The sequence below is a fragment of the Siphonobacter aquaeclarae genome, from assembly GCF_900103285.1.
Taxonomy (GTDB): Bacteria; Bacteroidota; Bacteroidia; order Cytophagales; family Spirosomataceae; genus Siphonobacter; species Siphonobacter aquaeclarae.
On record NZ_FNGS01000006.1, the window covers coordinates 13,873 to 26,787 of the forward strand.

12 protein-coding genes are annotated in these 12,915 nt (G+C 54.9%); 8 read left to right on the top strand and 4 right to left on the bottom strand.

Annotated features, from left to right (window positions below):
* Positions 1–96: 96 nt before the first annotated feature.
* The 6 genes from BLR09_RS15905 (at position 97) to BLR09_RS15930 (ending at position 7,917) form a co-directional block, all read left to right on the top strand.
* Entirely contained in the window at positions 97–876 is a 780-nt protein-coding gene (locus BLR09_RS15905) for a type III pantothenate kinase (RefSeq protein WP_093204329.1), read from the top strand.
* A gap of 77 nt (positions 877–953) precedes the next feature.
* Positions 954–1,568, top strand: a complete 615-nt coding sequence (locus BLR09_RS15910) for a TetR/AcrR family transcriptional regulator (protein ID WP_093204331.1) — start codon at positions 954–956, stop codon at positions 1,566–1,568.
* 105 nt (positions 1,569–1,673) lie between these two features.
* The gene (locus BLR09_RS15915; RefSeq protein WP_093204333.1) at positions 1,674–2,981 is read left to right on the top strand and encodes a TolC family protein; all 1,308 of its coding nucleotides are present in this window, start codon (positions 1,674–1,676) and stop codon (positions 2,979–2,981) included.
* Positions 2,982–3,002: 21 nt separating this feature from the next.
* A complete protein-coding gene (locus BLR09_RS15920) occupies positions 3,003–4,052 on the top strand; it encodes an efflux RND transporter periplasmic adaptor subunit (protein WP_093204335.1) in 1,050 nt (349 codons plus the stop codon).
* 22 nt (positions 4,053–4,074) lie between these two features.
* Positions 4,075–7,209, top strand: a complete 3,135-nt coding sequence (locus BLR09_RS15925; RefSeq protein WP_093204338.1) for an efflux RND transporter permease subunit — start codon at positions 4,075–4,077, stop codon at positions 7,207–7,209.
* 114 nt (positions 7,210–7,323) lie between these two features.
* Positions 7,324–7,917: a TetR/AcrR family transcriptional regulator gene (locus BLR09_RS15930; RefSeq protein ID WP_176785573.1), complete on the top strand. Its 594-nt coding sequence runs from the start codon at positions 7,324–7,326 to the stop codon at positions 7,915–7,917.
* On the opposite strand, the gene dinB is transcribed toward BLR09_RS15930, so the two are convergent.
* Complete coding sequence (gene dinB, locus BLR09_RS15935) at positions 7,914–8,990, bottom strand: DNA polymerase IV (protein WP_262507502.1); 1,077 nt, start codon at positions 8,988–8,990, stop codon at positions 7,914–7,916. The two genes, BLR09_RS15930 and dinB, sit on opposite strands and share 4 nt — an antisense overlap.
* Positions 8,991–9,091: 101 nt before the next feature.
* Here dinB and arfB point away from each other — a divergent pair, with 101 nt between their 5' ends.
* Together arfB and pafA are read left to right on the top strand one after the other, a co-directional pair.
* Positions 9,092–9,496, top strand: a complete 405-nt coding sequence (arfB, locus tag BLR09_RS15940) for an alternative ribosome rescue aminoacyl-tRNA hydrolase ArfB (RefSeq protein WP_093204346.1) — start codon at positions 9,092–9,094, stop codon at positions 9,494–9,496.
* Positions 9,497–9,534: 38 nt separating this feature from the next.
* Positions 9,535–11,187 (top strand): alkaline phosphatase PafA, encoded by a 1,653-nt coding sequence (gene pafA, locus BLR09_RS15945; protein ID WP_093204348.1) that lies wholly within the window; start codon positions 9,535–9,537, stop codon positions 11,185–11,187.
* Between the two features lie 226 nt (positions 11,188–11,413).
* Here pafA and BLR09_RS15950 read toward each other — a convergent pair whose 3' ends face one another.
* The 3 genes from BLR09_RS15950 to BLR09_RS15960 are packed head-to-tail and all read right to left on the bottom strand — an operon-like array spanning position 11,414 to position 12,730.
* Positions 11,414–11,833, bottom strand: a complete 420-nt coding sequence (locus tag BLR09_RS15950; RefSeq protein ID WP_093204351.1) for a DUF6265 family protein — start codon at positions 11,831–11,833, stop codon at positions 11,414–11,416.
* Positions 11,834–11,889: 56 nt separating this feature from the next.
* On the bottom strand, positions 11,890–12,498 hold the full coding sequence (locus BLR09_RS15955) for an alpha-ketoglutarate-dependent dioxygenase AlkB family protein (RefSeq protein ID WP_093204353.1): 609 nt from the start codon (positions 12,496–12,498) through the stop codon (positions 11,890–11,892).
* A complete protein-coding gene (locus BLR09_RS15960) occupies positions 12,485–12,730 on the bottom strand; it encodes an Ada metal-binding domain-containing protein (RefSeq protein WP_093204356.1) in 246 nt (81 codons plus the stop codon). The genes BLR09_RS15955 and BLR09_RS15960 overlap by 14 nt, the downstream gene beginning before the upstream one ends.
* Positions 12,731–12,915 lie beyond the last annotated feature (185 nt).

Consider the following 12,915-nt stretch of genomic DNA (forward strand, 5'->3'; position numbering starts at 1 on the left):
CAAGGGGAACGGACGCGGCAGGCGGAGTTTTGCCCGTTCCCGATTAGTTTTGAACACGGAAACCCGGCCTGACGGGTCATCCGATCCCTTTTACGCATGTTTCTGGCCATAGACATCGGCAATACCGACATTGTGTTCGGGTTGCATGCCGGAGAAAACTGGTTGCGCCAGTTCCGGATTCCTACCCATTACAGTACCCGGCAGGCGGATTACGAGGCCCGGCTGCGGATATTTTTCCTGGAGAGTGACCTGAAAGTCAGCGATGTATCGGCAATAGGTATCAGCAGCGTCGTCCCCGGCGAAACTGCGCTGATCCGGACGATGGCCGCCGGCCTGTTCGGGATAGAGCCGTTTCTGGTAGGTCCGGAAATTTACCCGCAACTGGGCATGGAGATCGCCAGTCCCCGTGAAATCGGCACCGACCTTGTCGCCAACGCGGTCTACGCCTGGTATACCTACCTGCAGAATTGCATCGTGGTGGATTTTGGTACCGCGTTGACCTTCACGGTGGTATCGGACGCCAAAATACTTGGCGTCAACATTGTACCCGGTATCAAAACCGCCCTCCGGTCGCTTTTCTCGAATACGGCGCAGCTACCCGAAGTACCGCTGGAATTACCGGAGTCGGCGATCGGCAAAAATACCGTTCACGCTATCCAGGCGGGTATTTTGTGGGGATATGTCGGATTGGTTAAGGAGCAGCTCATTCAGATCCAGCGGGAGGCCGGACCGTGCAAGGTACTGGCAACGGGCGGTCTTTCTTCCGTCCTCCGTCCACTTCATGAATTATTCGAAGAAGTAGATATCAACCTGACGCTCAATGGTATCCGAATCATAGGAAGTATATTGAATGGAACTATCCCGGGAAAACATTAGTTTTAATAAAGTATTTTAAACGTATGTTTAAAACATTGTTGTAAGATTCAGAAACGCGTTTTTAATTTGCATTGGATATGACGACGAATCAACCGGATACGGAAGAGAAGATCAAGGAAGCTGCCCGGAAAATCTTTCTGGAGAAAGGGTACGACGGGACGACGATTCGCGATATCGCGGAGACGGCGCAGATCAACACGGCCCTGACAAACTACTACTTCCGGAGTAAGGAAAAGCTGTTCTGGCTCGTGTTTGAATCCATGCTGCGGGAATCGATTGAAAAAATGCAGGCGATTCTCGACAAGCCGATCGACCTGAAAATCAAGCTCAGCGAGCTGATCGACCATATGTTCCGGCTGCAGGCCGAAAACCCGAATATCTCCCTGTTCTTCATGAACGAAATCCGCCGGGATCCGGCGCATTTTGTGGAGCGGACAGGCGTCAGTTGCCGGATTGTGGAGACGTTTCTCAACCAGCAGCTGGAAGAGGAGTACCGGGCGGGCCGCATCCGCGAAATCAGCGCCCTGCATTTGCTGCCGCTGGTTTTCGGAACGATCCAGCAGGTATTCGCGAGCCGGACGCTGCATATGTTCCTGTTTCAGGTCGGAGAGGAAGAATTCATGGCCTTCGCCCAGGAACAGAAGCGACTCGTAATGGAAATGGTCCTGAACTGGCTTTACCGGGAAAACTGACCGGAAAACATACCTTGAATTCCTTAAAGATGCCACGCATCTTTATTTTTTACACTTGATTTAAACAATTGTTTAAATTCCTTATTTTAATCAAATAATCCAATTATGTATCGCGTGCCCCTGTTCCTGCTGTTGAGCACCGTTTCTGCCTTCGCACAGGAAATATCCCTGAAAGAGCTGACGGACAAGGCATTGGTCCACAACCTCGAGGTTCGGTCGTCCGAACTCGGCCGGGACATCAACGAAGCCCGTATCCGCGAGGTGAAGTCGTCGGCCCTGCCCCAGGTCAACCTTGCCGGCGATTACAAATACTACATCAAGATTCCTGCACAGGTCATACCGTTGTCGGCCTTTGGCGGACCGGAAGGCCAGTATTCCAAAGCAGCTTTTGGCTTGCCCTGGAACCTGGGAACGACGGTGCAGGTCAACCAGATCCTGTACAACCCGTCGGTTTCGATCGGTCTCAAAGCCGCGAAAGTAGGTCGGGAAGTAGCTGATCTTCAGGTTCGCCGGACAAAGGAAGACATTTCCTATAACGTCGGCGTAGCCTATTACAACGCCCAGACCGTCGCCCAGCAGATCGCCTTTCTCGAAGGCAACGTAGCGGCGCTGGATCGTACCATCCGCATTACGGACCTCCAGTACCAGCAGCAGCTGGCCAAGGGAATTGACGTAGACCGCCTTCGCCTGAACAAAGTATCCATGCAGACGCAAATCGCCTCTTTAAAGGCAGATTACGACAAGCTGCTGAACATGCTGAAGTTTCTGGCGGGAATCCCGCAATCGGAAACCATCCGCATCCGGAATACGGTGGAAGAGAACGCGGTACAGTTGCCGCCTGCCCAGGAAGACGGGCTGAACCGTACTGACCTCGCCCTGCTGGACCGCCAGCTCTACGGCAATACGCTTGAGCAGAAGAACATCAAGGCGGGTTTCCTGCCGACGGTCTCTGCCTATGGCGTCGGTAACGTAGGCGTTTACGGTATCGGAGGAAGCAATTCCTACTTCACCGGTATTCCGGCGTATTGGGCTGGTATTCAGCTGAACTGGAGCATTTTCGACGGAAATACCCGGAAAAACAAGCTGTCACAGAAGCAACTCGAAGGCCGGCAGATGACCCTTCAGCAGCAGCAGGTGAAAGAGTCCATTTCGATGGATATCTCCAACGCCCGGAACCAGATCTCGGTGCAGCAGCAAAACCTGAAGACGTCGGGCGAGCAGGTAACCCTCGCCCAGAAAGTCTACGAACAAACCCAACTGCAGTTCAAGGAAGGTACGATTGATATCAGCAATCTCATCCAGACTGAAAACGCCCTCCGGGAGGCGCAAAATGACTACGTGACCTCGCTCGTCAAGCTGCGCACGGCCGAGCTCGACTGGAAAAAAGCCACCGGAAACCTCGTCCAGAACTAGAATTCTCAAACCATCATCCCTATGAAACGGATTTTTGTAGCAATCATCCTGGTGGCCACGCTTGGTCTGACCGCCTGGAAACTGCTGGATAACAAGGAAAAAGTGGCAGAGAAAGTGTATCGCCCGGACCCGAACCTGAAAGTGGGCGTACGCGTCGAAGCCGCGCAGGTGCGGGATCTCTCGCAGGTATCGAGCTTCCTCGGATCGTTTGCACCCAACCGGGAAATTGAAATCCGCCCGCAGGCCGGCGGAGAAATCGTGCAGCTTCCGATTGCGGAAGGGCAGGCAGTAGGCGCAGGAAAACTGATCGCCAAACTCGACGACGACCAGCTTCGCTTCCAGGCAGAAGGACTTCAGGTAACGATCGAAGGCTATCAGAACGACCTCAAACGGTACGAAACCCTGGTGAAGGGAGACGCCACGCCGGCGGTCAACCTGGAAAAGACCCAGCTCAACATCCGGTCTACCCAGGCGCAGGCCAAACAAATCCAGAAGCAGATCGCCAATACCACGATCACCGCGCCGTTTTCGGGCGTTGTGACGCAGAAAATGGTTGAAAAAGGCTCCGTCGTCTCTCCCGGTACGCCGATCGCCAAAATCACCGATATCTCCCTGCTGAAACTGGTGGTGCAGGTACCGGAAAAGGCAGTCGGTCAGTTTAAGATCGGCCAGTCGGTCGGTATCCGTACCGAAGCCTACCCCGACGAGCGCTTCACCGGCCGGGTATCCCTGATCGGGGTACAGGGCGATGCCGCGCATAATTTCCCGGTAGAAATCACCGTCGCGAACTCCGGAGCACACCCGCTTAAGGCAGGTATGTACGGAAGCATCGAAAATACGTCACAGGTACGCGGTAAAACGCTGACAGTGGCCCGCCAGGCTATTGTAGGCTCTACGAAACAGCCGCAGGTGTTTGTCGTCGAAAATGGAAAGGCCGTCCTCCGTAACGTACAGATCGGCGCGACTACCAACGACTATTACGAAATCACCGGTGGGCTGAAAGAAGGCGAGCAGATCGTCGTAAGCGGGCAGATCAACCTGCAGAACGGTACGCCCGTTGTCACCCAGTAATTCCCGGTAAACGTCTCTGACTATGAAATTCATAGAAACGATTATTAAGCGGCCTTCGATGATCATCGTCCTTTTTTCGGTGCTCGCGCTCGGAGGGTTGTTTTCCTACAAATACCTGAGTTACGAGCTGATGCCGGAGTTTTCGGTGCCGGTCGTAACCGTCACGACGGTCTATCCGGGCGCGGCGCCTTCCGAAGTGGAATCGGAAGTGAGCAAGAAGATTGAAGACGCGGTTTCGGGGCTCGACAACATCGACGATATCATTACGAAATCGCTCGAAAACGCCTCCATCGTCATCATTCAGTTTAAACCGGGGACCGACATCGACAACGCGCTCGACGAAACCCAGCGGAAGATCAATAACATGGTGAGCGATTTGCCCGACGACGTCGAAACGCCTTCGCTCTCCAAAATTTCCCCGAGTGATCAGCCGATTATGCAGTTGCTGGCCACGTCGGCGCTGCCCAACGAGGTATTCTACCAGCAGGTGGAAGACCGCTACCTGCCGCTTCTCCAGCAGATTCCCGGCGTCGCCGAAATCACGATGGTAGGGGGCGACAAGCGGGAGATCCGGATCAACGTCGACGATGACAAGCTGAACTACTACGGCCTGTCTCTTCTTCAGGTAACCCAGGCGATCAACCAGGCCAACCTGGAGTTTCCGACGGGTAAAGTGAAAAGCTCTTCCGAGCAGATTACCCTCAAGCTGGCGGGCAAGTTTACTTCGCTGGACGATATCCGGAACCTGGTCATCGTCACCCCGCCCAACGGCAGCCCGATCCGGGTAGGAGATGTGGCACAGATCACGGACGGCCTCGCCGAAACCGAAAGCATCAGCCGGTATAACGGACAAAACGGAATTGGTCTTTTCGTGAAAAAGCAATCCGACGCCAACGCCGTGGAAATTAGCCGCCAGATGCAGGAGCGTCTCGCGCAGATCGAAAAGGAAAACGCGAAGGACAAAGTAAAATTCACCATCGCCTACGACAGCAGCGTTTTTACGCTCAACTCCGTCGAAGCGGTGACGCATGACCTCGTACTTGCAGTAGTACTGGTAGCCGCGGTAATGCTGCTCTTCCTCCACAGTTTCCGGAACGCGCTGATTGTCATGGTATCCGTGCCGGCGTCGCTGGTGTCTGCATTCCTCTTCATGTATGTGATGGGGTACTCGCTGAACCTCATGACGCTGCTGGCACTGTCGCTCGTCATCGGGATTCTGGTGGACGACTCCATTGTGGTACTGGAGAACATCCAGCGACACCTTGAAATGGGGAAAGACCGGTGGAAAGCAACGCTCGACGGCGTCAGTGAAATCGGTTTTGCCGCCGTCGCCATTACCCTCGTGATCGTGGTGGTATTCGTACCGATTACAATGGTGAACTCGGTCATTGCGGATCTTTTGCGTCAGTTCTCGCTGACGGTGGCATTCTCCACCCTGGTCAGTTTGCTGGTGAGCTTTACGCTGACGCCCTGGCTGACGTCCCGGATCGCCCGGCTCGAACACCTCAACCCGAAAAACCCTTTTCAGGCGTTTCTGCTGTGGTTTGAGCGTAGGCTGGATGCCCTGTCGCACTGGTACAGCAACGCCCTGGCCTGGGTATTGGGGCATAAAATTGCCTTTACGGGTATTCTTGCGGTGATTTTTGTGGTGACAGGCTGGGTAATGGGTCTTGGCATCGTAGGGCAGGAGTTTGTAGCCCAGGGAGATCAGGGAAAGTTTCTGTTGACGATGAAGCTTGACAAAAGCGCTTCGCTGCAGCAAAACAACCTGACGGCCCGCCGGGTGGAGGAGTATCTCCGGAAAAAGCCGGAAGTCGCCGCGATCTTTGCCAACGTCGGCGGAGCGAGTACCGGGATGGCCAGTACCGGTCAGGGTGAAACCAACCGGACGGAGCTTACCGTTGAATTACGGCCTGTTGAGGAACGTCCCGGCCATCTTCCGACCGAGAAATACATGATCGAAGTCCGGAAAGAACTCGCAAAGCAATTCCCGGGTCTGGAACTGAAATCAGCCATTATCGGCATGGTCAACTCCGGATCTTCCCCCATTGAAATGATCCTGAGCGGCGACAATCTCGACGAACTGATGAAAACCGCCGAAGACGTTGCCAACCGCCTCCGCGCCATGCCGGGCGCCAATGATATCAAAGTATCGGTGGAATCCGGAAACCCGGAAGTACAGGTCAACATCGACCGGGAGAAAATGGCGAAACTCGGTCTGAATATTCAAACAGTAGGCGCGTCGCTTCAGAATGCATTCGCCGGTAATGACGACTCGAAATACCGCGATGGCGCCGAAGATTACGACATCCGCATCATGCTCGACGCGTTCGACCGGAAAAACCCGGAAGACGTGAAGAACATTACCTTCTTCAGCCCCGTTGCCAACCGGCCGGTACGCCTGACAGAGTTTGCCGACGTGCGCCTCGGCAGCGGCCCGTCGATGCTGGAACGGAAAAACCGGCGGACTTCCGTGACCGTTACCGGTAACACCCTCGGCATCGGTTCCGGGACACTGATCAACTCCATCAAGCAGGACCTGGTGGCGAAGCCCCTGCCGGCGGGCGTTTCCCTGAGCTGGGGCGGCGATGCCAAAAACCAGGACGAAGGCTTCGGCTCGCTCGGTCTGGCAATGATGGCGGCATTGGTACTTGTGTACTTCATCATGGTGTTGCTGTACGACAGCTTCATCTATCCGCTGGTGGTACTCTTTTCGATACCGGTGGCGGTGATCGGAGCGCTGATCGCGTTGGCGCTGTCGTCCTCCAACATGAGCATCTTCGCCATGCTCGGGATGCTGATGCTGATCGGTCTGGTAGTGAAAAACGCGATTCTGATCGTCGATTTTGCCAACCAGCTCAAGGCGCAGGGTATGCCTTACAAGCAGGCAGTGCTCAAAGCCGGTGAAGAGCGCCTGCGGCCGATTCTGATGACGACTATCGCCATGGTGATCGGGATGATACCGATTGCGGTGGCGAGCGGAGCCGGGGCAGAATGGAAAAACTCCCTGGCGTGGGTACTGATCGGCGGTCTGACGTCGTCCATGATCCTCACGGTCTTCCTCGTGCCGATGATCTACTACCTCGTCGACCGCGTCGCCGAGCGGTGGGGACGGAAGAAAAAGAAGGTGTACGAAGAAGAGTCCGTACCCGTATAAGCCATGAAAAAGGGACGACCCGTCTTGACTTTCAGACGGGTCGTCTCATTACCAGGTATTTGGGAGATAGTCATCGGAATTTTAACCGGGCAGAAGCCCTGCAACGCCATGGAAATGATACGCTCTACACCCGAGCTGGAGCGTGAACGGATCGTTCGCGAAGCCCGGAACTGTTTTCTCCGGTACGGATGGCGGTCGGTCAGTCTGGACGACCTCGCCGGACGTATTGTGATGTCCAAAAAGAAAGTCTACACCTATTTCGAGAGCAAGGAAGACCTCATCCGGCAGATCATCGCCAATGATCTCGAGCAACTTCGCACCAAAGTATCCTACCTGCTTGCCACCCGGCGCAATCCGATTGAACAGTTTTTGTCGGTGGTGACGGTATTCATCGGCCACTGGGAGTTTTCGGACGGAAAGATTGTCAACGACCTCCACAAGTATCACCCGGGTATCTGGAGCGGGGCCGAGCAGGCGAAGAAAGACCTGATTTCGTATTTTATTGATTTCAATTCGGCAGCGGGCGTCGCCGCTCAGCTATACCTGCGCGACATTGATTTTCACTTTCTTTACCGATTTCTCTTTGATTCCGTATTGCTGACGGACTATCCGGAAGCTACCAAAGACGAACTATCACGGCATTTTCTCCGGGGATTACTCACTGAAACCGGTATGCACAATTACCAGTCGCTCGGCCCCGTTCGTTAAAACGGCAGGGTAAGCTGGCGGCCTTCGAGGTCGTCGAGTGAATCCAGGTTGGACAGCGAGATACCCAGCAACCGGATACCTTTCCGCAGCGGCAGGATACTGTCGAACAAATCCCGGATAATCCGCTCATAAACAGGTTGTTCCGTCAACGGCTGGAGGCTCGTCCGGCTGCGGGTAATCTGTTCGAAGTCGCCGAATTTTACCTTCAGCGTCACCGTCTTGCCATACAGGTGCGCACGCTCGGCCCGTCGCCATACTTCTTCCGAAATGGGCCATAATTCATTGAGCAAGAGTTCTATTTCTTCGAGATCGGTAGAAAAGGTTTCTTCCGCGCCGATGGATTTCCGGATGCGGTCGGGGTTAACCGGCCGGTCGTCCTGCCCCCGCGCTATCTGGTAGTACCACCTGCCGGCTTTACCGAAGTGTTTGACCAGGTTTTCGACCGGCTGTTCGCGGAGATCGGCGCCGGTGAAAATGCCCATTTTGTGCATTTTTTCAGCCGTTACGCGGCCAATACCGTGAAAGCCCTTGACTTCCAGCGTCTCCACAAATGCCTCGGCCTGGCTGGGTTTGATAACAAAGAGGCCGTCCGGTTTCCGGTAGTCTGATGCGATCTTCGCGAGAAATTTGTTGAACGATACCCCCGCGGAGGCCGTCAGGCCGGTTTTCTCTCTGATCTTTTCCTTGATTTCCCGGGCGATCCCGGTGGCAGTGTCGATGCCTTTGAGGTTTTCGGTGACGTCGAGGTACGCTTCATCGAGCGACAATGGCTCGATCATCGGCGTGTATTCGGCGAATATTTCGTGGATTTCGCGGGAAACGGCTTTGTAAACGTCAAATCGCGGGCGGACGAAAATCAGTTGCGGGCATTTCCGGATGGCAGTCACAGAGGGCATGGCCGACCGTACCCCGAACTGCCGGGCCTCATAGCTGGCGGCGGCAACGACGCCCCGTTCGCGGCTGCCGCCTACGGCCACGGGCTTTCCGCGCAGGTCGGGGTTGTCCCGCTGCTCGACGCTCGCATAGAAGGCGTCCATGTCGATGTGGATGATTTTCCTAAATGTTGCCAAAATTGGGTGTTAACTTCGACCGCCGGCAGCGTGGCAGTAGCCGGCATCCGATATTGCTGCCAAGATACGCACAGACCGAACCTCACAAACGACCTGTTTCTTCCATGCTTCCGGATCTGACTTCCGAATTGCGCTTTCAGACCAGCCGGTCTTCCGGTCCGGGAGGGCAGAATGTCAACAAGGTAGAGAGCCGGGTAGAGGTGCGCCTGTCTGTGCCCGCTTCCCGCCTCCTGACCGATGAACAGAAAGAGCGTATTTTCCGTAAACTAAGTTCCGCACTGACGGAAGAAGGAGACCTGGTCGTCACCGAACAACGCACGCGCAGCCAGCTCAAAAACAAGGAACTGGCCGTGCAGAAGCTGAACAACCTTCTGGAGAAGGCATTCCGCGATCCGAAACCCCGCAAAGCAACCCAACCGACGAGAGCATCCGCCGAAGAACGCCTCCAGCGCAAACGGATTTCTTCCGAACGCAAGGCCTCCCGGCAACGAAAAAATTGGGAGGACTAACTTCCCGAATGGCTACTTTTGCATCAAATGATTTCCACATGAATCGGTACAAACTCAGTTTCCTTCTTCTTCTCTCCCCTCTGTTGCTCCTGGCGCAAGCCAAGCCGAAAACCGCCTCCGGGCCTGCTGCCCGCCCGAAACTCGTCGTCGGGATTGTCGTCGACCAGATGCGCTATGACTTCCTCTTCCGCTATGCTGCGAAGTACGGAAACGGCGGGTTCAAACGTCTCCTCGGCGAAGGGTACAACTGTGCCTACACGCATTACAACTACATGCCGACGATCACCGCACCGGGCCATACCTGTGTGTTTACGGGTTCTATTCCGGCGATTCACGGGATTGTCGGGAACGACTGGTTTGACCGCAGCCTCGGCCGCGAAGTGTACTGTACCGAAGATACCCTGGCGGAAGCTGCCGGTGGCAGCGGTTCAAAGGCTGGTAAAATGTCTCCCCGGAACGTACTCGCCACGACCATTACGGATCAGCTGAAGATCGCAACCAACTTTAAGTCGAAAGTCATCGGTGTATCCCAGAAAGACCGCGGCGCGATTATCCCCGCCGGTCACTCTGCCGACGCGGCCTACTGGTTCGACTCCCGCGACGGAAGCTGGATCACCAGTACCTTCTACATGAAAGACGTACCGCAGTGGGTGAAGGATTTCAACGCGAAAAAACTCGCCAACAAGTACCTCGAAAAACCGTGGACAACGCTGTTGCCCATCGAACAATATACCGAAAGTACGGCCGACGACATGCCGTGGGAAGTACCCATCCCGGGCGAAAAGAAGCCGGTTTTCCCGCATGAAGTAAGCGGTACCTTCCAGGGCTTCTACGAAAACTTCCGGAAGACGCCGTTCGGCAATACCATCACAAAGGATTTCGCCATCGAAACCCTGAAAAACGAAAAACTGGGCAAGGGAACGGAAACGGACTTCCTGACGGTGAGCTTCTCGTCCACCGACTACGTAGGCCATAGCTTCGGCCCGAACTCCATCGAAACCGAAGATACCTACCTCCGCCTGGATCAGGATATTGAAGCGCTTCTGAGCTTCCTTGATACCTGGGTAGGGAAGCAAAATGTACTCGTTTTCCTCTCTGCCGACCACGGTGTAGCCGATGTATGGGGTTTCTCCCGCGAGCATAACATCGCCGCCGGTTCCATCCAGAAAGTAACCAACGCAGCCAGTGCGGCCCTGACGGCTGCATACGGCGAGGCCGACTGGATTCAGTACTTCGGTAACTATCAGATTTACCTGAACCCGGAAGTTCTGAAAGCCAAAAACCTGACGGTCAGCCAGGTATACCCGAAAGTGAAAGAAGCCGTCATGAAAGTACCGGGAGTTGCCAACGTACTCAATCTGCAGGATTTCGCTTCGCTGCAAATCAATGACAATCAGGCCTATTTCGTGAAAAACGGCTACCACCTGAAGCGGGGCGGCGACCTGATGGTCGTAGCCGAACCCGGCTGGCAGGAAGGTTATGTCCGCGCCGGTACTGGCCACGGCACGCCTAACAACTACGATTCACACGTGCCCTGTCTGTTTTACGGCTGGAAAATTCCGCACGGCAAAACCGGCGCTTCTACGCACGTAACCGACATCGCTGCCACCGTCGCCTACCTCCTCGACATCCTCGAACCGAGCGGCTGCGTGGGTAAGCCGGTGGAGGACCTGGTGTCGCAGGTTAGGTAGTGTTTGGCGTTTTGAGTTTAGTGTTTTGAGTTAGGGGCTGGCAGATTTGTCGGCCCCTTTTGCGCAATAGCCGGTGGTTGAGCTCCGTCGAAACCAGCGCGGCGGGTGTGGTAGGGATGAAAATAGAACGGCTGCCGGAGGTTTCGACGGAGCTCAACCACCGGAGAGAGAGATTCGCCAAAGTCATCCCTCAGAACTCTAAACCCTAAACTCTAAACCGCCTTCCTCACCTCACCTTCTCAAACCGGTACGATACCTTCTTTTTCCCGTCGCCTATTTCCGCGTAGAGATTTTTGGGGCTCTCGAGGGAATAGGCGACGTATTTCGGGAAGTCATGTTCGGGATTTTCGACGCGGAAGCCGGTGGCTGCAGCCTGCACGACTTTGAACGGCACCGGCGCGGCGTTTTCTCCTACTTCCGCGACAAACGTGCATGCTCCGCTTTTGCAGCGGATGGTTAGCTTTTCGGAGACGGTTGTATCCTTCCCGGCAACGGTATACGAACGGCCTTTCCATTCGTTGCCAACCCTCTTCCATTCTTCGAATTCGCCTGTTTTGACGTTTTTCCAGGTTCCTGCGAGCCAGTGAAAGGACGAAATGTCGGTTGCCGGCGCCGCCAGCAGCAGCAGACAGATCCAGTTTTTCATGTGAACAGCGATTGATGTGTTACAGGCAAGATAACACACTTCGGCAGTACTTTTCTTTATCCGACGATCGTCCGGAATGTCAGGTTCACCCGGGGCGTGGCAATTTTTGTTGTCGGCGGCAGGCGGTGCTGCCAGTAGGTCTGGGTAGTACCTTTCATGACGAGCAGGCTGCCGTGTTCGAGCTGTAACTCAACTTTCTCTTTCGTGGCTTTGTGTTTGAACGCAAACTTCCGCTCGGCGCCGAGGCTGAGGGAGCCGATGGCGCCGTCTTTTTTCAGGTCGGTTTCGCCATCGCTGTGCCAGGCCATGCCTTCCTCGCCGGTATGATAGAGATTGAGCAGACAGGAATTATAGGTTTCGCCGCTTTCCTTTTCTATGAGCGCTTTCAGTTCCAACAGGTCGGTTGTCCAGGGGAGGGCAAGTTTGGTGGTATTGGAATAGGTGTATTCGAAGGGTTGATCGCCGTACCACGCTACTTTTCGCCTGGTGATGATCTTTTTTCCGAGGATAATCGCCTCGTCGTTTCGCCATTCGATGGTTTCGAGCAGGCGACGGAAATAGGAGTCGGCCCGGTCCCGGTTCATGATTTTGCCGTAATACAGTACGACGCCGTCCTGCGGAAGCCAGTTATGCGTTTTGTCGGCAGGAAAGTCAAAAAGTTGCATATTTCCAGTGTTGATAGGCCTCGCGGAGGCAGTGCCCGCAGGGACGGTAGCCGTGTTGTATGGCTTCGTCTTCCGAAGAAAAAAACACCCGGTTGGCCCGTTTCATACGCTTTCCCGACGAGCAGCTCAGCAATCCGTAAATCTTCAGCCGGGCGTTCCCACCGAAGCGAATGGCCCCCGTCCGGATCAGACGCCGGACGGCAGAATCGGTGAGGGAGGGGTGAGAGAGCATGGGAACAGTTTATCGTTTTCAGTTTGCTGTTTTCAGTTGGGTTACCCAGCGCAGCCGCATTTACCGGGGTGGTTGAGCTCCGTCGAAACCACCCGGCGCAGGAGCAGGCACAAACCTCTCTTCCCGCCGTCCGTAGCATCCGCTACGGACTTTTTTTAATTGGCAGGCTGAGCCTGCCTCAGCCG

Bases quoted from the DNA above. Each gene is read 5' to 3' on its own strand.
- BLR09_RS15905 (WP_093204329.1), top strand. From the start codon at position 97: ATGTTTCTGGCCATAGACATCGGCAATACCGACATTGTGTTCGGGTTG.
- BLR09_RS15910 (WP_093204331.1), top strand. From the start codon at position 954: ATGACGACGAATCAACCGGATACGGAAGAGAAGATCAAGGAAGCTGCC.
- BLR09_RS15915 (WP_093204333.1), top strand. From the start codon at position 1,674: ATGTATCGCGTGCCCCTGTTCCTGCTGTTGAGCACCGTTTCTGCCTTC.
- BLR09_RS15920 (WP_093204335.1), top strand. From the start codon at position 3,003: ATGAAACGGATTTTTGTAGCAATCATCCTGGTGGCCACGCTTGGTCTG.
- BLR09_RS15925 (WP_093204338.1), top strand. From the start codon at position 4,075: ATGAAATTCATAGAAACGATTATTAAGCGGCCTTCGATGATCATCGTC.
- BLR09_RS15930 (WP_176785573.1), top strand. From the start codon at position 7,324: ATGATACGCTCTACACCCGAGCTGGAGCGTGAACGGATCGTTCGCGAA.
- arfB (WP_093204346.1), top strand. From the start codon at position 9,092: ATGCTTCCGGATCTGACTTCCGAATTGCGCTTTCAGACCAGCCGGTCT.
- pafA (WP_093204348.1), top strand. From the start codon at position 9,535: ATGAATCGGTACAAACTCAGTTTCCTTCTTCTTCTCTCCCCTCTGTTG.
- BLR09_RS15950 (WP_093204351.1), bottom strand. From the start codon at position 11,833: ATGAAAAACTGGATCTGTCTGCTGCTGCTGGCGGCGCCGGCAACCGAC.
- BLR09_RS15955 (WP_093204353.1), bottom strand. From the start codon at position 12,498: ATGCAACTTTTTGACTTTCCTGCCGACAAAACGCATAACTGGCTTCCG.
- BLR09_RS15960 (WP_093204356.1), bottom strand. From the start codon at position 12,730: ATGCTCTCTCACCCCTCCCTCACCGATTCTGCCGTCCGGCGTCTGATC.